Source organism: Delftia sp. WSY_16 (genome assembly GCF_043104415.1).
Classification (GTDB): Bacteria; Pseudomonadota; Gammaproteobacteria; order Burkholderiales; family Burkholderiaceae_C; genus Comamonas; species Comamonas tsuruhatensis.
Genome location: NZ_JBICKS010000037.1, coordinates 200,697 through 224,477 on the forward strand (window position 1 = coordinate 200,697; position 23,781 = coordinate 224,477).

A 23,781-nucleotide genomic window follows, 5' to 3' on the forward strand; every position below is an offset into this window, starting at 1 on the left:
CTCGGGCCCCTGGGCCCTGAGGGACTACGCAGCCTGCGCCTTGCGCAGCAGCGCATGAATGGCCCAGCCCAGCGGCTCGCGCAGTTGCTGCGGCGTCTGCTGCGGCCCCAGCGCCAGCAGCGACTGCGACACCCAGCCATAGGTCATCGTGTGCAGCAGCCGCGCAAGGGGCTGGGCCGGCTCGGGCAGCGGCGGATCGCAGTCCTGCAGCGCCATGGCCCACAGCTGCACATAGGCCTGGTAGTGGCGCCGGAAGGGCTCGGGCGCGGACACCTTGCGCTCGAGCATGAACAGCGCAGCCCACATCGGCGCCTCGCGCGCAATGCCGTCCACCAAGGTGTCCAGCAGCCGGTCCACGCGCGTGGCCGGCGCCATGCCGGCGCATCCCTGCAGCGTCTGCAGTCCCTGGGCATGCAGGGCCTGCACCTGGCGGTGGATGCACATGGCCGCCAGCGTGTCCATGTTGCCGAAGTATTCGTAGAAGGTGCCCAGGCCCACGCCGGCCACGGCCGCCACCTCGCGCACCGTGGTGCGCTCGTAGCCCTGCTCGATCACAAGCCGAACAAAGGCGTCCTGCAGCGCCTGCGAGGTGGCCTGCGCGCGCGATTGCAGGGGGCGGCGCCGCACTTTGGGCGGCTGCGGCTGCTGCCGTGAAACCCGAACACCTTTGCTGGGCATTTTTCCTAGACTTTTGCGTTGAGACCCACGATCACGGAGACACGCATGAGCACCGGCCAGACATTGCAGACAGGGCACACCTGGAACACGCACGACGTCCTGAACCAGGTCGACGAACTCACCGACTTCAACCTGCTGGAGGCCGACCCTGCCCTGGCCGATGCCCTGCAGCGCAGCGGCGCTGCGCGCCACATCCCTTCGCTGTCGCGCTATGCGCAGCAGCTGGGCGAGCGCGCCACCTGGGAGCTGGCCGAGCAGGCCAACCGCCACACGCCCGAGCTGCACCGCTTCGACGCACGCGGCCGCATCATCGACGCCGTGGAGTTCCACCCGAGCTGGCATGCGCTGCTGGGACTATACCGGCAGCAGGGGCTGATCTCCCTGCCCTTCGAGGACAGCAGCGCGGGCCGCTGGAGCGCCTGGGCCGCAGGTTTTTACCTGCACGGCCAGGTCGAACAGGGCACGCTGTGCCCGGCCACCATGACCACGGCCGCCATCCCGCTGCTGCAAAAGGAACCGGCGCTGTGGCAGCAGCTGCAGGGCAAGCTGTTCAGCCACGAATACGATCCGCGCGACCTGCCCGTGGCCGACAAGGCGTCGATGTGGCTGGGCATGGGCATGACCGAGAAGCAGGGCGGCTCCGACGTGCGCGCCAACACCACGGTGGCCATGCCGGTGTACGCCGGCGGGCGTGGCGGCGAGTACCTGCTGCGCGGCCACAAGTGGTTCTTCTCGGCCCCCATGTGCGATGCCCACCTGGTGGTGGCGCGCATGGGGGAAGGCGGTGGGCAGGCCTGCTTCTACGTACCGCGCTGGCGCCCCGACGGCACAAAGAATGCGGTGCGCGTGCAGCGCCTGAAGGACAAGGTCGGCAACCGCAGCAACTCCAGCAGCGAGGTGGAGTTCGAGGACGCCTGGGGCATCCTGATGGGCGAGGAAGGCCGGGGCATTCCCACCATCATCGAGATGGCCACCTACACGCGCCTGAACTGCGTGCTGGGCAGCGCCGCCATCCTGCGCTCGGCCACGGTGCAGGCCCTGGCCTATGCGCGCCGGCGCAGCGTCTTCGGCAAGCGGCTGGCCGAGCAGCCGCTGATGCGCAGCGTGCTGGCCGACCTGGCGCTGGAGAGCGAGGCCGCGCTGCAGATCGCCATGCGCCTGGCCCAGGCCTACGAGCGTGGAGGCGACGAGGGCGATCCGCTGGAGCGCGCCTGGAAACGCATCATGACGCCAGCGGCAAAGTTCTGGGTCTGCAAGCGCGGCGTGGAGCTGACGGGCGAGGCCATGGAGGTGCTGGGCGGCAACGGCTATGTGGACACGGGCGTGATGGCGCGCCTGTTCCGCGAGGCGCCCGTGAACTCGATCTGGGAAGGCTCGGGCAACGTCATGTGCCTGGACGTGCTGCGCGCCATCTCGCGCGAGCCCGACGGCGCGCAGCTGCTGCTGCAGGACCTGATCGACACGGCGGCGGGCGAGCCCGCGCTGCTGCAGCAGGCGCAGTCGCTGGCCCGGCGCCTGTCCGGCCCGCCTGACCAGCTCGAGGCCCAGGCACGCCGCCTGGTGCAGGACCTGGTGCTGCTGGCCCAGGCCTGCCTGCTGCGCCGCCATGCGCCGCCCGCCATGGCCGACGGCTTCATCGCCACGCGCCTGGGCGCGCAGCAGGGCGCCATGGTGGCGGGCGCCTTCGATCCCGCAGGCCTGGACATTGCCGCCATCCTGCAGCGCGCGCTGCCCGCCTGAAGCGGTGGCCGGCCCGCCACACAACAAAGCACAAGGAGACAAGACATGAACCTGCTCGACGCCTTCGACAGCGCCGTGCGCAAGACGCCTGCCAAGGCCTTTCTGCGCGACCGCGGCGCCTCCATCAGCTATGCCGACATGCAGCGGCGTTCGCAGCGCGCTGCCGCCGTCCTCCAGGCCCAGGGCGTGGGCCGGGGCGATACCGTGGCCCTGATGTGCCTGAACACGCCGGGCTTTGTCGAAGCCCTGTTCGGCGCCTGGCGCCTGGGCGCCGCGCTGGTGCCCGTCAACCACAAGCTGCAGGCGCCCGAGCTGCAGTACATCCTCGGCCACGCGCAGTGCAAGGCCCTGGTGTTTGACGCCGCACTCGCGCCCGTGGTCGCCGCCGCGCCACACCCCTGCGCCCGCCTTGTGACCGAGGCGCAAGAGGCCGTCCCGGGTGTCCAGGACTGGGACACGCTGGTGGCGGCCGCCAGGCCCCTGGAAGGCGCGCGGCCCGCCGATGGCGACATCGCCCAGGTGCTCTACACCTCCGGCACCACGGGCCGGCCCAAGGGCTGCCTGCTGAGCCACCGCGCCGTCACGCTGGCGGCGATCACGGCCGCGCTGGGCCTGTCCATCACGCGCGAGGAACGCACGCTGATGGCCATGCCCATCTGGCATTCCTCGCCGCTCAACAACTGGTTTGGCGGCACGCTGTACATGGGCGGCACCGTGGTGCTGCTGCGCGAGTACCACCCGCAGCATTTCCTGCAGGCCGTGCAGGACGAGGGCGTGACGCTGTACTTCGGCGCCCCCGTCTCCTACTTCGCGCCGCTGCAGATGCTGCCCGACTTTGCCCGCTACGACCTGAGCAGCGTGCGCGCCTGGGTCTACGGCGGCGGCCCCATCGGCGCCGACATGGCGCGCAAGCTGGCCACGGCCTACCGCAGCGACCGCTTCTACCAGGTCTACGGCATGACCGAGACCGGCCCCACGGGCACCACGCTCTACCCCGAGGAGCAGGTGGAGCGGGCCGGCTCCATCGGCCGCGTGGCCCTGCCCGGCGTGGACATGCGCGTGGTGCGCGACGACGGCGAGGATGCCGGCCCGGGCGACACCGGCGAGATCTGGCTGCGCACCGGCAGCGTGATGGACGGCTACCTGCACGACGCCCAGGCCACGGCCGCCGCCTTCGCGCCCGGCGGCTGGTACCGCACGGGCGATCTTGCACGCCTGGACGATGCGGGCTATCTCTTCATCGTGGACCGGACCAAGGACATGGTCATCACAGGGGGCGAGAACGTTTATTCCAAGGAGGTGGAGGATGCGATCTCGGCCCATCCCCAGGTCGCCGACGTCGCCGTCGTGGGCCGGCCCCACCCCGAATGGGGCGAGACCGTCATCGCCCATGTGGTGCTGCGCGGCGAGACCGCGCCCGATACCGAGGCGCTGCAGCAATTCCTGGCCGACAGGCTGGCGCGCTACAAGATCCCGCGTGAATTCGTCTTTGCGGCCAGCCTGCCGCGCACGCCCACAGGCAAGCTGCAGAAATTCCTGCTGCGTCAGGAGCGCAGCGCCCCCTGAGGCGCCGGCCCCCTGCGTGGCCTGCTTCGCGACCTGCTTCGCGGCCTACTTCGCGGCCTTGAAATCCGACTCGCTCATGCCGCGCCGCCAATAGGCCACGACCAGCTGCTCGTGCTTTTCCAGCCCGCGCTCCTCGCGCGCCCACTGGCGCACGGCCTGGGCGGTGTCGAACTCGCCAGCGGCCCAGACGAAGCGGCTGGCGGGGGAGGCCCCGGGCGAAGGCACGGGCCATTCCACGGCGCGCAGCGCGTCGATCAGCAGCGTGGTGGTCCCGGCCTCGGCAGCGCCACGGTGCAGCCAGTGCCATTGCAGTCCTTCGGGCGCCTGCACGGGCTGCTCGTCCTGCGGAAACTGGACTTCGGCAAACACATGGCCGCGCGTATGCGCGGGCAGGGCCGCCGCGATGCGCAGCATGGCGGGCAGGCCGGTGTCGTCGCCGGCCAGCAGCATCCAGTCGGCCGGGGTGGCCGTGCGCCCGCCGGGGCCGGTCATGCCGATGCGCTGGCCCGGCTGGGCGCGCGCGGCCCAGGCCGACCCGGGGCCGGCATCCTCGTGCAGCACGAAGTCCACGTCGATCCATCCGTTGGCGCCGTCTTGGGCCATTCCCATCGCACGCATGGTGTACGTGCGCATGTCCAGGCGCATGTCACCCTCGGGCAGGCGCAGCAGGCCGCTGGCCGACAGCGTGGGCCATTCGGGCTCGGTCACGCCGGGCTGGGGGAACAGCAGCTTGACGTGGATGTGGGTGTCCTGCGCATAGCGCGCCATGTCGTCGCAGGCAAAGCGCACGCGGCGCATGTGCGGCGTGAGGTCGTGCACGGCCAGCACCCGCAGTTCACGGAAGGCCGGCGGGCGCTGCAGCGCGGCGCCGACACCCTCCCAGGCCAGGGAGCCGTCGGCGGCGCCCGTGGCCTCCAGCAGCAGGTGGGCCAGCATGAGCTTCATGTCCTGCAGCAGTTCCACGCCGGGCGCGGCCACCTCGGCATGCACCTGCCGGCCCTCCAGCCACAGCTGGCCCCGGCCGCCTTCGTAGTCGGCCACCCAGCGCGTGCCTTCGCGGCGCACGGTGATGTCGTGCTCCTGCATGTGCCCGACGATGGCGGCAATGGCTTCGTCGGGCCTGTCCATGTGCACCGAGGTGCGCGCCTGCAGCTGTGTCATTCGCGTATGTCCTTTCTTTTGCCAGATTGCAGCACCGCCTGGCGCAAGCAGGCTTTGCGGCAGGCCTGCCGATGTTTGCGCCACGCGCCAAAGACGCCCGCCGGGCGTCAGACCCGGGCACGCACCAGCTTGGGGGAGATGCCGAAGCGGCGCTTGAAGGCCGTGGAAAAGTTGGCCGCGCTGGAATAGCCGGCCCCATGCGCGACCTCGGCCACGCTGCAGCCCGTCTGCTCCAGCGCGGCCCAGGCGCGCGCCAGCCGCTGCTCGCGCCGGTACTCGTCGATGCTGGAGCCATAGGCCAGGCGGAACTGGCGCTGCAGCGCACTGGCGCTCAGGCCCACTTCGCGTGCGATCTCGGCCAGCGTGCGGCAGCCGTCGCCGCCGCTGTCCAGCAGGGCCTTGAGGCGCGCCATGCGCCGGTGCTCGCGTACGCCCAGCACGCCCGGCACGGTCTGCGCCGGATCGGGCTCGGGCACCTCGAGGGACTGCACGGCCTCGTGCACCAGCTCCAGCGTGCGGCTGGCCAGCAGCAAGGGCGCCGAGCCCTCGCGTGCCAGCTGGATGATCTGCTCGGCCACCGCCACGGCGCGCGGCGAGGGCTGCCAGGGCCGTATGGCCAGCAATTGCTGCTCCATCCAGTGCTGCAGCAGCGGCGGCGCCGCCATGGGCAGGGTCTGTGCGGCAAACCACTGCGGCTGCACGGTGATACTGAGCTTGCGCTCGAACTTGCCGCGCCGCCACTGCCGCATGAACATGTCGCCGGGCCGCGTGTGGATGACGGCCCCGCAGGCCTGCACATGGGCACCGGCGGCGCTGGCGGGCGCCACCTGCAGCTGCAGGCCCTGGTTGCCGAAGGCCACGTCCACGCACCCCTCCAGCAGCACGACCATGTGCAGGCCCGGCACGGCCGGCGAACGCGTGCTCATGGTGCGCAGGTCGCGGGCTTCCACGCCATGCAGCCACAGGCCGGGCTGGACCTGCCAGGCCTGCAGGTGCCCGGCCAGCAGCGCATCCTGTGCCGTGACCTCGGCATCGAGGATGCGGTAGTCGGGCCCGCTGAAATCACAGGCACGCAGCGTGCCCCGCCCCAGCCAGCGCGGAGGGCGTGCAGGTGTTTGGACAGAGGAGAAAGCCATGGCCAGCCGGAGCGGTGCGCGCCCCACAGACAAGAATGATTCTTATTTTATGAAAGCCCCCTGCACCACGCTGGCTGCGGGGAATCCATTGCATGGCCTGGCGCGCGCAGGCCCGCGTGTGCGCCACAATGCGCCATGCTCAGCCTCCAAGACATCCAGAACGCCGCCGGCCGCCTGCGCGGCGCCGTGCTCGAAACGCCCTGCGTGGAATCGCGCACGCTGTCCCAGATCACGGGCGCGCAGGTGTATCTCAAGTTCGAGAACCTGCAGTTCACGGCCTCGTTCAAGGAACGCGGCGCCCTCAACAAGCTGGCCCAGCTCTCGCCCGAGGAGCGCGCGCGCGGCGTGGTCGCCATGAGCGCCGGCAACCATGCACAGGGCGTGGCCTACCACGCGCAGCGCCTGGGGGTGCGTGCCGTCATCGTCATGCCGCGCTTCACGCCGGGGGTGAAGGTGGAGCGCACGCGCGGCTTCGGCGCCGAGGTCGTGCTGCACGGCGACTCCCTGGCCGAGGCGCGCCAGCACGCCTACGCGCTGGCCGAGCAGCAGGGCCTGTGCTTTGTCCATCCCTATGACGACGAGCAGATCGCGGCGGGCCAGGGCACCCTGGCGCTGGAAATGCTGGCCGAACAGCCGGATCTGGACCTGCTGGTCGTGGCCATTGGCGGCGGCGGCCTGATCGCGGGCGTGGCCACGGCGGCCAAGGGGCTGAACCCGGACATCGAAATCATCGGCGTGCAGACCCAGCGCTTTCCGTCCATGTTCAATGCCGTGCGCCAGGCCGAGCTGCCGATGGGCACCTCGACCATCGCCGAAGGCATTGCCGTCACCCAGCCCGGCGCGATCACGCAGGAAGTCGTATCGCGCCTGGTGGACGACATGCTGCTGGTCGATGAGGGCGATATCGAGCAGGCCGTGCTCATGCTGCTGGAGATCGAGAAGACCCTGGTCGAAGGCGCGGGCGCCGCAGGCCTGGCCGCGCTGCTGCGCCATCCGCAGCGCTTTGCGGGCAAGAAGGTGGGAATGATCCTGTCGGGCGGCAATATCGATCCGCTGCTGCTGGCAGCCATCATCGGGCGCGGCATGGTGCGCTCCGGGCGGCTGGCGCGCATCAAGGTCAGCGCGCGCGACGTGCCCGGCGTGCTGGCGCGCATCACGGCCACGGTGGCTGCAGCGGGCGCCAATATCGAGGAAGTCCACCACCAGCGCGCCTTCACCATGCTGGCCGCACAGAGCGTGGAAATCGAGCTGGTGCTGCAGACGCGCAACAAGGCCCATATCGACGAGGTCATAGCCGCCCTTCAGGCCGAAGGCATGCAGGTCAATGCCGTCTAGCAGGCCCGGTGTCATGGCTTTCCCCGAAGGCGCCAGGGGACAGGCCTGCCTAGAATCAGGCATCCCCATTGGCAAGCCAGGAGCTTTTGCATGACGCACGATCCCGCAGCGCACCACGGCGAGCAGCCGGCCCCCGAAGACGCCACCGAGGCCGTCGTCCCCTACATGCCTGTCATCCTGCCCCTGGCAGGCGCCGTGCTGATGTTTCTGCTGGCCTTCATTGCCGTCAACATGGCCTGATTCCGGCCCTCCTGCCCCTGCACCAGGCCCCGCTTTGCGGGGCTTTTTGCTTGCCTTTTCAACAGGCAATTTCATCGTTCATATTGCATACTTCAATGCATAGAATGCATAGTTTTTGCCATTCGTTTGCTGACAAATTCGTGACCGCTCCCTAGAATCGAATCCCCAGCCGGTGCGCCGCCAGCTTCCGCCAGCGCCGCTTCGCCGCCCAGAGAAGAGCTTCCTTCGCGCGCCGACTGAACGAGAGCCCGTTTCTCAAAGTTGGCGCGGTGCAGCAGGCGCGTCCCCTTTGAAAAACTGGTTTTTTCAATTGAAGGAAGCTCCGCGATGAACGCACCCGTCATGCAAGGCCTGAACATCCAGGCCCCCGCCTATGTCAAGAACAGCCGCCTGATCGCCTGGGTGGCCGAGATGGCCGCACTGTGCAAGCCCGCCAAAATCCATTGGTGCGATGGCTCGCAGGAGGAATACGAGCAGCTGTGCCAGCAGCTCGTCGATGCCGGCACCTTCAAGAAGCTCGATCCCGTCAAGCGCCCCGGCAGCTACCTGGCCTGGTCCGATCCGTCCGATGTTGCGCGCGTCGAGGACCGCACCTACATCTGCTCGGCCAACAAGGAAGACGCAGGCCCGACCAACAACTGGATGGCCCCGAACGAGATGCGCGCCACGCTGCAGCCGCTGTTCGACGGCTGCATGGCCGGCCGCACCATGTATGTGGTGCCTTTCTCCATGGGCCCGCTGGGCTCGCCCATCGCCCACGTGGGCGTGGAGCTGTCCGACAGCGCCTATGTGGCCGTCAACATGAAGATCATGACCCGCATGGGCCGTGCCGTGTATGACGTGATCGGCGTGGAAGGCGAGTTCGTGCCCTGCGTGCACACCGTGGGCGCGCCCCTGGCCGAAGGCGAGAAGGACCAGACCAGCTGGCCCTGCAACAAGACCAAGTACATCGTCCACTACCCCGAGACGCGCGAAATCTGGAGCTATGGCTCGGGCTACGGCGGCAACGCCCTGCTGGGCAAGAAGTGCTTTGCGCTGCGCATCGCCTCCACCATGGGCCGCGACCAGGGCTGGCTGGCCGAGCACATGCTCATCCTGGGCGTGACCAACCCCGAAGGCAAGAAGTACCACGTGGCTGCGGCCTTCCCCAGCGCCTGCGGCAAGACCAACTTCTCGATGCTGGTGCCGCCCAAGGTCTTCGAAGGCTGGAAGGTCACCACCATCGGCGACGACATCGCCTGGATCAAGCCCCAGGCCGACGGCTCGCTGCGCGCGATCAACCCCGAAGCCGGCTATTTCGGCGTGGCCCCGGGCACGAACTATCACACCAATCCCAACTGCATGGCCAGCCTCGACAAGAACGTGATCTTCACGAACGTCGCGCTGACCGACGACAACGACGTGTGGTGGGAAGGCATGGACAAGGACACCGGCAAGCTGCCCGATCACCTGATCGACTGGCAAGGCAAGGACTGGACGCCCCAGATCGCCCGCGAGACCGGCGCCAAGGCCGCCCACCCCAACGCCCGCTTCACCGTGGCCGCGACCAACAACCCCGCGCTGGACGAAGCCTGGGACGATCCCAAGGGCGTGAAGATCGACGCCATCATCTTCGGCGGCCGCCGCTCCACCACCGTGCCGCTGGTGACCGAGGCCCGCAACTGGACCGAAGGCGTCTACATGGCCGCCACCATGGGCTCGGAAACCACGGCCGCCGCCTTCGGCGCCCAGGGCGTGGTGCGCCGCGACCCCTTCGCCATGCTGCCGTTTGCCGGCTACAACATGAGCGACTACTTCCAGCACTGGCTCACGCTGGGCGCCAAGATCCAGGCCCAGGGCGCGGCCCTGCCCAAGATCTTCACCACCAACTGGTTCCGCAAGAATGCCGACGGCAAGTTCGTCTGGCCCGGCTACGGCGAGAACATGCGCGTGCTCAAGTGGATGATCGACCGCCTCGAAGGCCAGGCACAGGGCGAGCAGACCGCCTTCGGCATTGCGCCCCAGTACGCCGAGATCAACTGGACCGGCCTGGACTTCTCCGCCGACCAGTTCGCCAGCGTGACCAGCATCGACAAGGCCGCCTGGGCCGAGGAAATGCAGCTGCACACCGAGCACTTCGACAAGCTGGCCCACAAGCTGCCCCAGGAGCTGCTGGTGACCAAGGCCGAACTGGAAAAGCGCCTGGGGACATAAAGCTCCCCCTGAGCGGCTACGCCGTTTCCCCCTCTCGCTTCGCGGGGGGGACGGCACCCTCGGTGCGGGGCGGCCCTTCCTCGGTGCCCCTTGCTTTGGGCAGCGCCCGTTTCATGGACTGTGGAAGATGCACAGAACAATGAATCCCTGAGTAGCTCTCGACCCATGGAAAAAGCCTCGCACTGCGAGGCTTTTTTTGTGGCGTTTCAACGACGCCCCCAGACAACAAAAAAGCCGCGCCTTGTGGGCAGCGGCTTTTTTTGGAGGAGCACCGCAAGGCGCCCCAGGCAGAGATCAGCTACCTTGCCTATCCATGGCGCGGGCCAGGTCGGCCATCAGGCGGGCGTCCTGCAGGGCGGCGTTCCAGATGCGCTCGTCAGCGGCGGCCTGCTGGCGGCTCTCGGTCCAGGCGCGGTAGCCGGCACGGGCCATCATGGCGGCGCGGCGGGCGGGGGCGGAGAACAGGGCCAGGCCCATGAAGGCGGCAACCCACAGCACGACCCAGGCGCCCAGCATGTGGCCGTCGGTCCAGTTGTGGGCGACCTCGTTGACCACCACCATCAGCGCGGCCACCAGGGCAGCGAGCAGCAGGGCGCTGGCGCCGCGCTTGCCGGAGAAACGCTTGACGGCGCTCTTGCGGTCGTCGGCGGCTTGATAGACATGCACCACACCAGGGTGCTCGACACAGTAGGAGTTGTAAATGAAGTTGCTCATGGCAGATAAACCCAGTTAAATGGCCGCTTTTGACGGCGTGGCGGGCGACTAGGTGTAACTATAGGGTTTACCCTAGAGTTCTTCAAATTTATATCTTGAATCTGTAGCATTCACGTCAGTGATGACTCAGCGCTCGCTGCCACGGCCATGTCCGCCCTGAACTTCCGCACACTGGATCTGAACCTGCTGCGCGTCTTCGACGAGGTGATGGCGGAGCGCAGCCTCACGCGGGCGGCCCACAAGCTGGCCATCACCCAGCCGGCCGTGAGCAATGCGCTGCGCCGCCTGCGCGAGGCGCTGGGCGACGAGCTCCTGGTGCGCCAGGGCCAGGGCGTGGAGCCCACGCCGCGCGCGCTGGCGCTGTGGCCCGTGATCCGCGAGGCGCTGCAGCAGCTGCAGGACACGCTGACGCCAGGCGAATTCCACCCATCCACCGCCACCGCCACCTTTGTGCTGGCCATGGCCGACGCCACGGCCGCCACGCTGATTCCTCCCATGTTCAGCCTGCTGGAGCGCGAGGCGCCCGGCATCGGCATCCGCGTGCTGCCGCTGACCACGCGCGACCCGCGCAGCCTGCTGGAGGCCGGCGAGGCCGACATGGCCGTGGGCTACTTCCCCGCCGCGCTGGCCGACCTGACGGCGCGCGCGCAGTCGGGCGCCCTGGTGGCCTTCGACAGCCGGCGCCTGTATGAAGGCGAGTACCTGTGCGTGATGCGCCAGGGCCATCCGCTGGCCGATGTGCCGCTGACGCTGGACAACTACTGCGCGGCGCGCCACATGCTGGTGAGCTTCTCGGGCCGCTCCTTCGGCTTCATCGACGAGGCCCTGGCCTCGCTGGGCCGCACTCGCCAGGTGGTGCTTACCGTCAACCAGTTCTTCACGGCCGGGCGCGTGGTCATGACCTCCAACCTGCTGACCATATTGCCGCGCCACTTCGTGCCCGTGACCGGCATGGCCGACAAGCTGGTGCTGCGCGAGCTGCCCTTCGACGTGCAGCCCGTGCACGTGGACGCGCTGTGGCGCCGGCGCGGCCAGCATCCTCAGGCCTACGACTGGCTGCTGCGCACGCTCACGCGCTCTGCAGAGGCGACCTTCCCGCACACCTGAGCGCCGTTTGCGGGGCGCCCGCGCCAGCGCAGGTTCTACACTTGGCCGCATGAAGATCCAGCTGCTGTCCGACCTGCACCTCGAGGCCCATCCGCATTTCACCGCAGAGCCCGCACCCGATGCCGACGTGCTGGTGCTGGCCGGCGACATAGGCTCCTACCAGAGCGGCAGCCTGCTGCCGGGCCAGGATTTCGGGCTGGAGCGCTTCTCTCCCCTGCCCCAGTACGCGGGCTGGCCCTGCCCCGTGATCTTCGTGCCGGGCAACCATGAGTACGACATGCAGGACTTCGACGCCGCCCACGCCCGCCTGCGTGCCACCTGCGAGCGCATGGGCATGGTCTGGCTGGAGCGCGAGACGGCCGTGCTGGACGGCGTGCGCTTCGTGGGCACCACGCTGTGGAGCGACTACGACGCCATGTCCATGCATGAAGGCGTGACCGATCTGGCCCGGCTGCTCAAACTGCGCGAGAAGGCCTTTCGCGCCGCCAATTTCTACCTGCAAAAGACCGGCGGCACGCGCGACGGCGAGCCCTTCCTGGCCGAGCCCATGCGCGAGCAGTCGCTGGTCTGCCAGCAATGGCTGCGCCAGGCGCTGGCCAGGCCCTTCGATGGCCCCACGGTGGCCGTCACGCATTTCGCGCCCAGCCTGCGCAGCGCCGACCCGCGCTACGGCCTGGTGCCGGGCACGGCCGGCTTTTGCAACGTGCTGGATGAACTGCTGCCCTTTGCCGATCTGTGGCTGCACGGCCACCTGCATTCGCCCAGCGACTATGTGGCCGAGGGCCTGCGCGGCGATGGCAGCGCCTGGCGCTGCCGCGTGGTGGCCAACCCGCTGGGCTACGCGCGCAAGGGCGAGCAGGAGGGGTTTTCGCCGCGCTCTACCATCGAGTTGCCGGTGCATGCGACCGCAGGGGCGGCAGAGGCACCGGCCCGTGCTTGACCTGGATCAAGCACTCCACCCCGGCTTGGGCTTAGTCTCGGGCCATATCCAAGGAGGACCTTCATGAACATCCTGCTCGCTGTCGATGGCAGCCCCTACACCCAGAAGATGCTGGCCTACCTGACCTCGCACCCGGAGATCCTGGGTTCGGCCCACAGCTACAGCGCCATCACCGTCCAGCCCCAGCTGCCGGCCCGCGCGCGCGCCGCCCTGGGCAAGGACGTGGTGGACGAGTACTACGCCGAGGAGTCGACCAAGGTGCTGGACCCCGTGTGCAGCTACCTGGCCGAGCACGGCGTGCAGGCAGCCCGCCTGAGCAAGGTCGGCCCGATTGCCGACTCCATCATCAAGGCGGCCGAAGAAGGCAAGTTCGACCTGCTGGTCATGGGCACGCATGGCCACGGCACGCTGGGCCGCCTGGTCATGGGCTCGGTCAGCACCCAGGTGCTGGCCGGCAGCCAGGTGCCTGTGCTGCTGATCCGCTGATCGACCGCTCGATACGCTGCCCCGTGCACACGCAGCGCCCATAACCAGAAAAAGCAAAGCGCGGGCATCACGGCGCAATGAGGCAAGGACGGCTCCCCTGAGGGAGCCGTCTTTTTTTTGCATGGTGCCTTCCCACCATCCTGCGGGCCTGCCGTCACCGGGCTGTCACAGCCGCCTCTTACAGTCGCGCGATTTGTCACACAGGGGGATGGTGAGCATGCGCGCGAGTACTTTGGATTGGCGGCACAAGGCGATTGCAACGGCCTGCCTGGCCCTGTGTGGCGCTGCATGGTCCGCGCCCTTCACCCCGGGCAACCTGGTGGCCTACCGCGTGGGCACGGGCACAGGCGCGCTGCCCGTGTTCCTGGATGAGTACCGCGTGGACGGCACCCTGGTGCAATCGCTGCCGCTGTCAGGCGGAGCGACGCCGCTGACGGCCAGCAGCAAGGGCTCGGAAGGCCTGCTCAACCGCTCGGACAATGGCCTGTGCCTGGTGGTTCCCGGCTATGCCGTGGCCACCGGCGGCACCGAGCCCAACGGCGTCACTGCAGCGGCGGCCCCGCGCGCCGTGGCCGTGGTGGGGTTCGACTCCGACGTGAAAAGCCTGCGCCCGCTCGGCACCACGGCCTTCAGCAAGGACACCATCCGCGCAGCAGCCAGCAGCGACTGCGGCGCCGTCTGGGCCAGCGGCAAGGGTACGGCCACGGCCAACAATGGCATCTGGCATGTGGCTGCCGACGGCACGGGCATCTCCCAACTGAACAGCAGCAATGTCCAGGGCCTGGCGGTCGCCGGCGGCCAGTTGATCGCCGCCATCAACGGCGGCTCGCTCAACCAGATCGGCACGAATTTGCCGACCACGGGCATCCAGACGGCCCTGCCCCTGGCGGGCCTGACGCCCTCCACCTACCGCGGCATCGCCTTCCTGCAACTCGATGGCGGCCCCGCCCTGGCGAACACCGTCTACGTGGCGGACAACGATGCCGGCGCCATCCGGAAATTCCGCCTCTCGATGGACGGCACCAGCTGGCAGCCCGCAGGCTCCATTGCCGGCCTGTCCAAGGTCCACGGCCTGGCCGCCTTCGATACCGGCGGCGGCAATGTGATGCTGATGGCCACCGACACCACGGGCCGCCTGTACCGCGCCTTCGATCACGGCGGCTACGCCGGCACGCTGTCGGGCACGGCCGAGTCCATCGCCGCGCCGCAGGACGGCGTGTTCTATGGCGTGGCCTGGGCCCCGCTGGAGACCGTGCCGGCGACCGTGCCCGCCGCCCCCTCCAACCTGGCGGCCACCCCAACCGGCAACCGCGTGACGGCCGCCTGGGACGCCGTGCCGGGCGCCGCCTACTACGTGGTGGAGCTGTCGCAGGACAGCTTTGCATCGGTAGCCTCCACGGCCGTGGCCCTGGGCAACAGCCAGGCGCTGGAAGGCCTGCAGCCCGGCAGCTATACGCTGCGCGTGCGCGCGGTCAACGGCCTCGGCGGGAGCACGGCTGCAGTGAGCGTGCCTTTCATGGCCTCGGCCCCGCCGACGGCCTCGCTGCCCGAACTGACCGCGTTTTCCGGCGTGGTCGGCGACGCCAACGACCCGCTGGCCTCGGCAGGCATCGGCTTCACGGTGCAGGATGCGGGGGGCGCTGGCGGCGTACAGGTCACTGCGCGTTCGAGCAACCAGGCCGTGGTGGCCGACGCCGGCCTGGCCGCGTCCAACCAGGCCGGCAACGCCGTGCTCAGGATCACGCCCACGGGCGTGGGCTATGCCGACATCACCGTCACGCTGACCAACGCGGGCGGCGCCTCCGTCAGCCGCACCATCAAGTACGCGGCCTCGGCCAACACCGCAGCCAACACCAGCCCGCGCTGGCTGGCCGGGCGCTCGGACGCATCGACGGCCATCGTCATCGATGCCGCCACCATGCTGGTGGGCGACGACGAGGCGCCCGCCCAGGATGCCTCGGGCAATGCGCTGCCGGCCGGCAACTCCTTCTCGGCCTATGGCCCTGCCGGCGGGCTGCCCATCAAGCCGCTGATGCTGGACAGGACCGCCCTGGGCCTGGCCGATGCCGCCGCCTGCACCGCCCCCGGCCTCACGGGCCTGGACAGCTGCAAGAGCGACGAGGAAATGGACATCGAGGCCAGCTTTGCCCTGGGCAGCCGCGTGTACGTGGCGGGCTCGCACTCCAACAACAAGAGCGGCAAGTCGCGCACCGACCGCTGGCGCCTGGCGGCGATGGATGTGACCGGCTCCGGCGCCTCCACGGCGCTGACCGCCAGTGGCTACTACCGCTGGCTGCGCGAGGACCTGCGCAGCTGGGACGCGGCCGCGCATGACGGCCTTGCCGCCAACTACCTGGGCCTGGTGGCCAGCTCGGACGGCGGCGCCACCAAGGCGCCCGAGGCCGAGACGATGAGCGGTTTTTCCATCGAAGGCATGTCCACCAGCCCCGACGACGGCGCCGCATGGCTGGGCTTTCGCGCGCCGCTGGTGCCGGAGCCGGGCGCGCCCGCCGTCACGGCCGACGACGCCACGGGCCGCACGCATGCGCTGATCGTGCCCGTGACCAACTTCGCGGCCCTGCCTGCGGCCGATGGCGGCAGCAAGGGCAGCGCGTCCATGGGCCAGCCGATCCGCCTGGACCTGGGCGGCCGCGGCATCCGCGAAATCCGCAAGAACGCAGCCGGCGAGTACCTGATCATTGCCGGTCCCTCGGCCAGCGCCACGGGCACCGCGCCGCGCAACTTCCAGCTCTATTCCTGGGACGGCCGGGTGAACAGCGCAGGCCTGGCACTGAACCTGCGCCCGCGCGCTGCCGACCTGGCCGCCATCACCGCGCCCCACACCGCCTGCTCGGCCGAAGGCATAGGCGCCATGCCGGCCAGCCTGGACGCGGGCGGCAGCGTGGACATCCTCAGCGACTGCGGCGATGCCGATTTCTACGGCGATGGCACCGTGGCCAAGGACCTGCCCCATGCAGCCTGGAAAAAGGCGCGCCTGGACAGCCTGGCGGTACCCGCCCTGTCCACCGTGGCCCTGTCCGCCCAGGCCGTGGACCAGACATCGGCCGTGGTCCAGGCCACGCCCAGCGTGGGCGGCAGCCTGCGCGCCGTGGCCCTGCCCGCCAACGCCCCCGTCCCCAGCTGGGAACAGGTCATGGCCGGCCTGGATGCCGCCGGCTTGCCGGCCCTTGCCAGCAACACGGTCAGCACCGCGGCCAACACGGCCGCCACGCTGTCCTTCACCGGCCTGGACCCCGCCGTGAGCTACCGCGCGCATGCGGTCAACCTGCCGGCCTCGGGCACGGCCAGCGCGCCGGCTGTGCTGGCCCTGAGCAAGCCCGTGCCCATCGGCACGCAGATCGGCACGGGCAGCAACACGGCAGGTGTCAGCAACGGCACGGGCAATGTGGGTGCAGACCAATGGCAGTTCGCCTCGAACTCGGCAGGCTTTCAGCCCGCGCCCTCGCAAAGCCCGCTGCCGGGCAACCTGCGCCTGCCCTATGGCAGCCTGAGCTTCGTGCTCATGGGCGGCACGCCGGGCTCCATGGCCACCATCCGCATGGACCTGCCTGAAGCCGCACCCGCCCAGGCCACGCTCTGGAAGTACGGCCCCACGGCCGCCACGCCCACGGCGCACTGGTATGAGCTGGCCGCGTCGGCCTACCGCTTCGCACCCGACCGCCGCTCGGTGAGCTTCGACATCACCGACGGGCAGACGGGAGACAGCGACCTGGCCGTCAACGGCGTCATCGTGGACCCCGTGGCGGTGGCCGCGCCTGCGGCCCTGCCGCCCGGCGCCACGGCCACCCCCGTGCCCGGCCTGTCCACACTGGCCCAGGCGCTGCTGGCGCTGGCCCTGGGCGGCATGGCCGCACTGCGCCGCCGCCGCGGCTGACGCCAGCACCGGCCAGCCCCCCGCCAACACCGGCAGCGCCCGGTGCCCCTTCAAGCCCCTGCACGGTTCGCCGCGCAGGGGCTTTTTGCTGCGGCCTGGGAAAACCCTGAATCCACCGTGTTGACGGGGCTTGTTGCAAAAACAATAATTACCACGTTAACTAAATCCACACCATGCAGATTCAGCCCTTTCTCCTGGATGACGGCCTTGCGCTGGGCACGGTCTACGGCACGCTGCTCAACCAGCAGGTCACCGTGCAGCGCCTGTCGCCGCAGTTCGACAGCGCGCCCTACAAGGCCGCTCCGCGCGCCCCCGTGCTCTACCTGAAGCCGCGCAACACCTGGGCGCGCGATGGCGCTGCGGTGGCCGTGCCGGCCGATCCGGGCGAGGTCCGCGTCGATGCCAGCATCGGCCTGGTGATCGGCCGCAGCGCCACGCGCGTCAGCGAAGCAACGGCCCTGGACCATGTGGCCGGCTGGCTGATCGCCAGCGACCTCACGCTGCCGCACGAGAACTACTACCGCCCCGCCATCCGCCAGCGCTGCCGCGACGGTTTCTGCCCGCTGGGCGCCCTCGTTCGCGGCACAGGCTTTGACGCACAGGCGGCCACGCTCACGGTGTCCATCAATGGTGAACAGGTCTGGCAGCGCGGCTTTGCCGACCTGGTGCGCCCGCCCGCAAGGCTGCTGGCCGACGTGACCGAATTCATGACGCTGTCGCCCGGCGACGTGCTGCTGCTGGGCCCGGGCGAGGGCGCGCCGCTGGCGCGGCCCGGGGACCGCGTGGTCATCGAGGTGCCCAGCCTGGGCCGGCTCACGCATTTGGTGGTGGCAGAACAGGGAGCAGCAGCATGAAGCACGGACGCGTCATCTTCGAAGGACAGACCCTGCAGGTCACCGAAGGCCCGCACGGACAGGTGCAGTTGCCCGATGGCCGCCTGGTGGCGGAGACCGCCGTGCAGTGGCTGCCGCCGCTGCAGTTCGGCACGGTCTTTGCGCTGGGCCTGAACTATGCGGACCATGCCAAGGAAATCGCCTTCAACAAGGCGCCCGAGGAACCGCTGGTCTTCCTCAAGGGCCCGAACACGCTGAACGGCCACCACGGCCGCACGTACCGGCCCGCCGACGTGACCTACATGCACTTCGAGTGCGAGCTGGGCGTGGTCATAGGCAAGACCTGCCGCAACGTGCGCCGCGAAGACGCCTACGGCGTGGTCGCCGGCTACTGCACGGCCAACGACTACGCCATACGCGACTACCTGGAGAACTTCTACCGGCCCAACCTGCGCGTGAAGAACCGCGACGGCGCCACGCCCGTGGGCCCGTGGTTCGTCGATGCGGCCGATGTGCCCGACCCCATGAACCTGCGCCTGCGCAGCTGGGTCAACGGCGAGCTCAAGCAGGACGGCAGCACGCGCGACATGGTGCATGACATCCCCTCGCTGATCGCCCATCTGTCGGGCTTCATGACGCTGAACCCCGGCGACCTCATCCTCACCGGCACGCCCGACGGCGTGGCCGACTCCCGCGTGGGCGACGAGATCGTCACCGAGATCGAAGGCCTGGGCCGCCTGGTCAACACCATCGTCGGCGACGCGCCGGCCGCCTCCTGAACCCACCGCACACGCCAAGGAATCCCCATGCGCATTGACCACCTGATCGACGGCAAGGCCGTCGCCGGCAAGGACTACTTCGAGACCGTCAACCCCGCCACCCAGGAGGTGCTGGCCGAGGTTGCCGCTGGCGGCGAGGCCGAGGTGCAGGCCGCCGTCGCCGCCGCGAAGAACGCCTTCCCGAAATGGGCCAACACGCCCGCCACCGAACGCGCCAAGCTCGTGCGCAAGCTGGGCGACCTGATCGCCCGCCATGTGCCCGAGATCGCGCAGACCGAGACCAACGACTGCGGCCAGGTCATCGCCCAGACCGGCAAGCAGCTGGTGCCGCGCGCGGCCGACAACTTCTACTACTTTGCCGAGATGTGCACGCGCGTGGACGGCCATACCTATCCCACGCCCACGCACCTGAACTACACCCTGTTCCACCCCGTGGGCGTGTGCGCGCTGATCTCGCCCTGGAACGTGCCCTTCATGACGGCCACCTGGAAGGTGGCGCCCTGCCTGGCCTTCGGCAACACGGCCGTGCTCAAGATGAGCGAGCTGTCGCCCATGACGGCCGCGCGCCTGGGCGAGCTGGCGCTGGAGGCGGGCATTCCGCCCGGCGTGCTCAACCTGGTGCACGGCTACGGCAAGGACGCGGGCGAGCCCCTGGTGCGCCACCGCGATGTGCGCGCCGTCTCGTTCACGGGCTCGACCCAGACCGGCAACCGCATCGTGCAGGCCGCCGGCCTCAAGAAGTTCAGCATGGAGCTGGGCGGCAAGAGCCCCTTCGTGATCTTTGACGACGCCGACTTCGAGCGCGCGCTGGATGCGGCCGTGTTCATGATCTTCTCCAACAACGGCGAGCGCTGCACGGCCGGCAGCCGCATCCTGGTGCAAAAGGGCATCTACGCGAAGTTCGTGGACCGCTTCGTGGAGCGCGCCAGGAGGATCAGCGTGGGCGACCCTCTGGACGAGTCCACCATCGTCGGCCCCATGATCAGCGCCAGCCACCTGGCCAAGGTGCGCCACTACATCGAGCTGGGCCAGAAGGAAGGCGCCAGCATGCTGTGCGGCGGCCTGGACGCGCCCGTGCTGCCCGAGCGCGTGCGCAAGGGCAACTACGTGCTGCCCACGGTGTTTGCCGACGTGGACAACCGCATGCAGATCGCCCAGGACGAGATCTTCGGCCCCGTGGCCTGCATCATCCCCTTCAGCGACGAGGCCGAAGCCGTGCGCCTGGCCAACGATATCCAGTACGGCTTGTCCAGCTATGTCTGGACCGAGAGCGTGGGCCGCGCCCACCGCGTGGCCGCCGCCATCGAGGCCGGCATGTGCTTCGTCAACAGCCAGAACGTGCGCGACCTGCGCCAGCCCTTCGGCGGCACCAAGGCCTCGGGCACGGGCCGCGAGGGCGGCAGCTGGAGCTACGAGGTCTTCTGCGAGCCCAAGAACGTGGCCGTCTCGCTGGGCTCGCACCATATTCCGCACTGGGGCGTCTGAACGGGCGACCAGCGACAACGACAAAGAGAACCGAGGAGACAAGACATGCAACGCCGCCATTTCCTGCAATCCACCGCAGCCACCACGGCCGCAGCGCTGATGCTCCCGGGCCTTTCCCAGGCCCAGCCCGGTAGCCCGGCCGGCACCTGGCCCGCCAGGCCGCTGCGCATCATCGTGCCCTTCACGCCGGGCGGCACCACCGACCTGGTGGCGCGCCTGGTGGGCACCGAGCTGGGCAAGTCCCTGGGCCAGCCTGTGATCGTGGAGAACAAGCCCGGCGCGGGCACGGTGATCGGCGTGGACTATGTGTCCAAGCAGCCGGCCGACGGCTACACCCTGGTGTGCGTGGCCAACAGCTTCACGGCCAACAAGACGCTGGTGAAGAACCTGCCCTACGACACCACGCGCGACCTCAAGCCCGTGGCGCTGATGGGCCTGTCCGAGCATGTGCTGGCCACCCACCCGGGCAGCGGCCTGAAGACGCTGGCCGACCTGCGCAGCCGCGCCAAGGCCAGGCCCGGCGAGCTCAGCTATGCCTCGTTCGGCAACGGCACCTCGGCCCATCTGTCGGGCGCGCTGCTGTGCCAGGAGATGGGCATCGACATGGTCCACATCCCCTACAAGGGCCAGGGCCCGGCGCTGGCCGACCTGCTGGGCGGCCAGGTGGACGTGATGTTCGGCAACTGGCCCGAGTTCCGTGGCCATGTGCAAAGCGGCAAGCTGGTGGCCCTGGGCATGGCCACGCGCCAGCGCTCGCAGTTCGCTCCCCAGGTGCCCACGCTGGCCGAGCAGGGCGTGGCGCTGGAATCCAACTCCTGGCAGGGTCTGCTGGCACCCGGCGCCACGCCCGATGCGCTGGTGCAGCGCATCAACGCCGCCGTGGTCAAGGCCCTGGCCGAGCCCGCCGTGGTGGACGCCTTCGCGCGCGGCGGCATCGTCTCGCAGGCCGGCACGGCGCAGCAGTTCGCAGCCTTCGTCACCAGCGAAATCGCCAAGTACGAAGCCATCATCCGCCGCGCCAACATCACGCTGGGTTGAGGCCGGATCACCGGGAGCCGCCATGAGCCTGTACACCATGCAGAAATTCCTGTTCCAGCTCAACCGCGAGCCCGAGGTGCAGCGGCGCTTCGCCGAGGACCGCGCCGCGCTGCTGGCCGAGTACGCGCTGGAGCCCGAGGAGTACGAAGCCATGTTCCACGGCGACATCGGCAAGCTCTACGTGCTGGGCTGCAACGGCCAGCTGCTGATGCACTTCGCGCCGCTGCTGGGCATGCCCTGGGCCGACTACCTGCAGGCCATGCGCGATGGCGTGCAAAAGCACGGACCGGTGCGCGCGGGCGTCTACGCGATGACGACAGCCACCAACGAAAAGATCGCAGGAGTTTGAGATGAGTCTGGTATTTGCAGGCGTTTGCAGCCATGCGCCCGGCATCACGGGCCGCGCACACCTGGCCGATCCGGCCACCAGGGATGCCTTCCATGCCGCCTTCCGCGACATGGGCGCACGGCTGGAGGCGGCGCGGCCCGATGCGGTGATCGTCATCGCGGCCGAGCACTTCGCCAACTTCTTCATGAACAACATGCCGGCCTATGCCATCGGCATGGCGGACCACTACGAAGGGCCCATTGAGGACCCGGCCTGGCTCGGCATAGAGCGCCACCGCATTCCCGGCAATGCCGAGCTGTCGCGGCGCCTGATCACCGAGGTCATGCAGACCGTGGACGTGGCCTTTGCCGAGGAGTGGAAGTTCGACCACGGCATCATGGTCCCGCTGCACTTTCTGACGCCGGCCTATGACAAGGACATCATCCCCGTCAACATCAACTGCCAGGGCCCGCCGCTGACGCCGCTGCACCGCGCCTGGGCCTTTGGCGAGGCCCTGCGCCGCGCCTGCGACAAGGCGCCCGAGCGCATCGCCATCGTGGGCACGGGCGGCATCTCGCACTGGCCGGCCACGCCCGACTCGGGCAAGGTCAACTGGGAATGGGACCAGCAGTTCATGGACCGCTGGTGCCGCAACGACCGGGACGCGCTGCTGTCGTACACCGACGCCGAAACCTACCGCGACGGCGGCCAGGGCGGCTTCGAGATCCGCAGCTTCATCGCCGTGGCCGCCGCCGCGCGCGGCGCGGGCCAGGTGCTGTACTGCCAGCCCATTCCCATCTTCGCCGTGAGCTGCACGGCCGCCACCATGGAGGTGGCCTGAATGCCGCACGTGGTCATCCTCTACACGGCCAGCCTGGACGCGCACACCGACATGACGCAGCTGTGCCGCGCCCTGGCCGACACCATGCTCACCGTGCGCGCCGAAGACGGCGCCCAGGTCTTTCCCACGGGCGGCACGCGCGTGCTGGCCTACCCCGCGCCGCACAGCGCCGTGGCCGATGGCGGGGCCGCGGGCCGCGCAGCGGGCGGCGATGGCGACTACGGCTTCATCTACATCAACCTGCGCATGGGCCGGGGCCGCTCGGCCGCCGTGCAGCAGCAGGCCGGCGACGCCCTGCTGGCCTGCGCGCGCCGCCATCTGCAGCCGCTGTTCGCGCAGCGCCACCTGGGCCTGACCGTGCAGGTCGATGAAAGCCCGGGCCAGGTGTATGACGGCAAGCACAGCACCCTTCATCCCCTCTTTTCCAGGCCTTGAAATGTTTTCCCAAGAACTGTTGACCCAACTGGCCCAGGAGCTGGACCGCAGCGAGAAGACGCGCGTGCAGGTCGAGCATTTCTCCAAGCGCTTTCCCGGCATGACCGTGGAGGATGGCTACCGCGTCTCGCGCGAATGGGTGCGCCTGCAGATCGCGGCGGGGCGCAAGGTGATAGGCCACAAGATCGGCCTGACCTCGCGCGCCATGCAGATATCGAGCCAGATCGACGAGCCCGACTACGGCACCCTGCTCGACAGCATGCTCTACCGCTGCACGCCGGGCCAGGTGCTGGACATCCCGGCCGCCCACTTCATCGCGCCGCGCGTGGAGGTGGAGCTGGCCTTCGTGCTCAAGGCGCCGCTGCGCGGCCCGGGCCTGCCCGGCGGCAAGGAGATCACGCTGCAGGACGTGCTGGACGCCACCGACCACGTGACGCCGGCCATCGAGATCATCGACGCGCGCATCGAGCAGTTCGACCGCCACACCAAGGCCATGCGCAAGGTCTACGACACCATCAGCGACAACGCAGCCAATGCAGGCATCGTCACCGGCGCCGGCCGCGCTGACCCCCAGGTGATAGACCTGCCCTGGTGCGGCGCCATACTGCGCTGCAACGGCGTGGTCGAGGAGACCGGCCTGGCTGCCGGCGTGCAGGGCCATCCCGCCATCGGCGTGGCCTGGCTGGCCAACAAGCTCTCGCCCTGGGGCGAGGCCCTGGAGGCCGGTCAGACCGTGCTGGCCGGCTCGTTCACGCGCCCCGTGGCCGCCAAGCCTGGCGACCTGTTCGATGCCGACTACGGCCCGCTGGGCCGCCTGCAGTTCCGCTTTGTCTAGGCGCTGTCGTCCCGAC

At 69.2% G+C, this 23,781-nt stretch carries 21 protein-coding genes and 1 pseudogene; 17 read left to right on the plus strand and 5 right to left on the minus strand.

The genetic code is table 11. From position 1 onward, the window contains the following. Positions 1-24: 24 nt before the first annotated feature. On the minus strand, positions 25-678 hold the full coding sequence (locus ACF8O7_RS18880) for a TetR/AcrR family transcriptional regulator (RefSeq protein WP_016452241.1): 654 nt from the start codon (positions 676-678) through the stop codon (positions 25-27). A 45-nt stretch (positions 679-723) separates the two neighbouring features. Between ACF8O7_RS18880 and ACF8O7_RS18885 the strand changes: the two genes are divergently transcribed. Beyond that, complete coding sequence (locus ACF8O7_RS18885; protein ID WP_126311568.1) at positions 724-2,418, plus strand: acyl-CoA dehydrogenase family protein; 1,695 nt, start codon at positions 724-726, stop codon at positions 2,416-2,418. A gap of 45 nt (positions 2,419-2,463) precedes the next feature. Beyond that, positions 2,464-3,984: a class I adenylate-forming enzyme family protein gene (locus ACF8O7_RS18890; protein ID WP_074921187.1), complete on the plus strand. Its 1,521-nt coding sequence runs from the start codon at positions 2,464-2,466 to the stop codon at positions 3,982-3,984. Between the two features lie 45 nt (positions 3,985-4,029). Here ACF8O7_RS18890 and ACF8O7_RS18895 read toward each other — a convergent pair whose 3' ends face one another. Both ACF8O7_RS18895 and ACF8O7_RS18900 read right to left on the minus strand, forming a co-directional pair. Next, positions 4,030-5,145: a siderophore-interacting protein gene (locus tag ACF8O7_RS18895; RefSeq protein ID WP_126311567.1), complete on the minus strand. Its 1,116-nt coding sequence runs from the start codon at positions 5,143-5,145 to the stop codon at positions 4,030-4,032. 107 nt (positions 5,146-5,252) lie between these two features. Continuing rightward, on the minus strand, positions 5,253-6,281 hold the full coding sequence (locus ACF8O7_RS18900) for an AraC family transcriptional regulator (protein WP_016452245.1): 1,029 nt from the start codon (positions 6,279-6,281) through the stop codon (positions 5,253-5,255). A gap of 135 nt (positions 6,282-6,416) precedes the next feature. On the opposite strand from ACF8O7_RS18900, the gene ACF8O7_RS18905 reads away from it, so the two are divergent. Further along, positions 6,417-7,616 (plus strand): threonine ammonia-lyase, encoded by a 1,200-nt coding sequence (locus ACF8O7_RS18905; protein WP_126311566.1) that lies wholly within the window; start codon positions 6,417-6,419, stop codon positions 7,614-7,616. A 90-nt stretch (positions 7,617-7,706) separates the two neighbouring features. Beyond that, entirely contained in the window at positions 7,707-7,856 is a 150-nt protein-coding gene (locus ACF8O7_RS18910) for a hypothetical protein (RefSeq protein WP_016447350.1), read from the plus strand. A gap of 92 nt (positions 7,857-7,948) precedes the next feature. Here ACF8O7_RS18910 and ACF8O7_RS18915 read toward each other — a convergent pair whose 3' ends face one another. Then, positions 7,949-8,200, minus strand: coding sequence for a hypothetical protein (locus ACF8O7_RS18915; protein WP_126311565.1), 252 nt, complete (start codon positions 8,198-8,200; stop codon positions 7,949-7,951). Here ACF8O7_RS18915 and ACF8O7_RS18920 point away from each other — a divergent pair. Further along, complete coding sequence (locus tag ACF8O7_RS18920) at positions 8,184-10,049, plus strand: phosphoenolpyruvate carboxykinase (GTP) (RefSeq protein ID WP_016447349.1); 1,866 nt, start codon at positions 8,184-8,186, stop codon at positions 10,047-10,049. The two genes, ACF8O7_RS18915 and ACF8O7_RS18920, sit on opposite strands and share 17 nt — an antisense overlap. 294 nt (positions 10,050-10,343) lie before the next feature. Here the strand turns inward: ACF8O7_RS18920 and ACF8O7_RS18925 are convergent, their stop codons facing one another. Beyond that, positions 10,344-10,763, minus strand: a complete 420-nt coding sequence (locus tag ACF8O7_RS18925) for a hypothetical protein (RefSeq protein ID WP_016447348.1) — start codon at positions 10,761-10,763, stop codon at positions 10,344-10,346. A 147-nt stretch (positions 10,764-10,910) separates the two neighbouring features. Here ACF8O7_RS18925 and ACF8O7_RS18930 point away from each other — a divergent pair, with 147 nt between their 5' ends. The 12 genes and pseudogenes from ACF8O7_RS18930 to hpaH all read left to right on the plus strand — a co-directional run bounded on the left by ACF8O7_RS18930 (position 10,911) and on the right by hpaH (position 23,765). Then, positions 10,911-11,870, plus strand: a complete 960-nt coding sequence (locus tag ACF8O7_RS18930; protein ID WP_016452246.1) for a LysR family transcriptional regulator — start codon at positions 10,911-10,913, stop codon at positions 11,868-11,870. A 49-nt stretch (positions 11,871-11,919) separates the two neighbouring features. Further along, positions 11,920-12,810, plus strand: a complete 891-nt coding sequence (locus ACF8O7_RS18935) for a metallophosphoesterase (protein ID WP_016447346.1) — start codon at positions 11,920-11,922, stop codon at positions 12,808-12,810. 63 nt (positions 12,811-12,873) lie between these two features. After that, a complete protein-coding gene (locus tag ACF8O7_RS18940) occupies positions 12,874-13,296 on the plus strand; it encodes a universal stress protein (RefSeq protein ID WP_016447345.1) in 423 nt (140 codons plus the stop codon). 217 nt (positions 13,297-13,513) lie between these two features. Then, positions 13,514-17,191, plus strand: a complete 3,678-nt coding sequence (locus tag ACF8O7_RS18945) for an IPTL-CTERM sorting domain-containing protein (RefSeq protein ID WP_392443998.1) — start codon at positions 13,514-13,516, stop codon at positions 17,189-17,191. A gap of 173 nt (positions 17,192-17,364) precedes the next feature. Continuing rightward, complete coding sequence (locus ACF8O7_RS18950; RefSeq protein ID WP_392444000.1) at positions 17,365-18,045, plus strand: fumarylacetoacetate hydrolase family protein; 681 nt, start codon at positions 17,365-17,367, stop codon at positions 18,043-18,045. Continuing rightward, a complete protein-coding gene (locus ACF8O7_RS18955) occupies positions 18,042-18,803 on the plus strand; it encodes a fumarylacetoacetate hydrolase family protein (protein WP_392444002.1) in 762 nt (253 codons plus the stop codon). Before ACF8O7_RS18950 ends, ACF8O7_RS18955 begins: the two co-directional genes overlap by 4 nt. 27 nt (positions 18,804-18,830) lie before the next feature. After that, positions 18,831-20,288, plus strand: a complete 1,458-nt coding sequence (hpaE, locus tag ACF8O7_RS18960; protein ID WP_392444004.1) for a 5-carboxymethyl-2-hydroxymuconate semialdehyde dehydrogenase — start codon at positions 18,831-18,833, stop codon at positions 20,286-20,288. Between the two features lie 42 nt (positions 20,289-20,330). After that, positions 20,331-21,326 (plus strand): annotated as a pseudogene (locus tag ACF8O7_RS18965) (tripartite tricarboxylate transporter substrate binding protein); the annotation flags it as partial. 22 nt (positions 21,327-21,348) lie between these two features. After that, positions 21,349-21,675, plus strand: coding sequence for an aromatic ring-opening dioxygenase subunit LigA (locus ACF8O7_RS18970; protein WP_012202043.1), 327 nt, complete (start codon positions 21,349-21,351; stop codon positions 21,673-21,675). Position 21,676: 1 nt separating this feature from the next. Beyond that, a complete protein-coding gene (locus ACF8O7_RS18975) occupies positions 21,677-22,495 on the plus strand; it encodes an extradiol ring-cleavage dioxygenase (RefSeq protein ID WP_012202042.1) in 819 nt (272 codons plus the stop codon). Then, on the plus strand, positions 22,496-22,930 hold the full coding sequence (locus ACF8O7_RS18980; protein ID WP_012202041.1) for a 5-carboxymethyl-2-hydroxymuconate Delta-isomerase: 435 nt from the start codon (positions 22,496-22,498) through the stop codon (positions 22,928-22,930). Position 22,931: 1 nt separating this feature from the next. Next, positions 22,932-23,765 (plus strand): 2-oxo-hept-4-ene-1,7-dioate hydratase, encoded by an 834-nt coding sequence (hpaH, locus tag ACF8O7_RS18985; RefSeq protein ID WP_034365851.1) that lies wholly within the window; start codon positions 22,932-22,934, stop codon positions 23,763-23,765. Positions 23,766-23,781 lie beyond the last annotated feature (16 nt).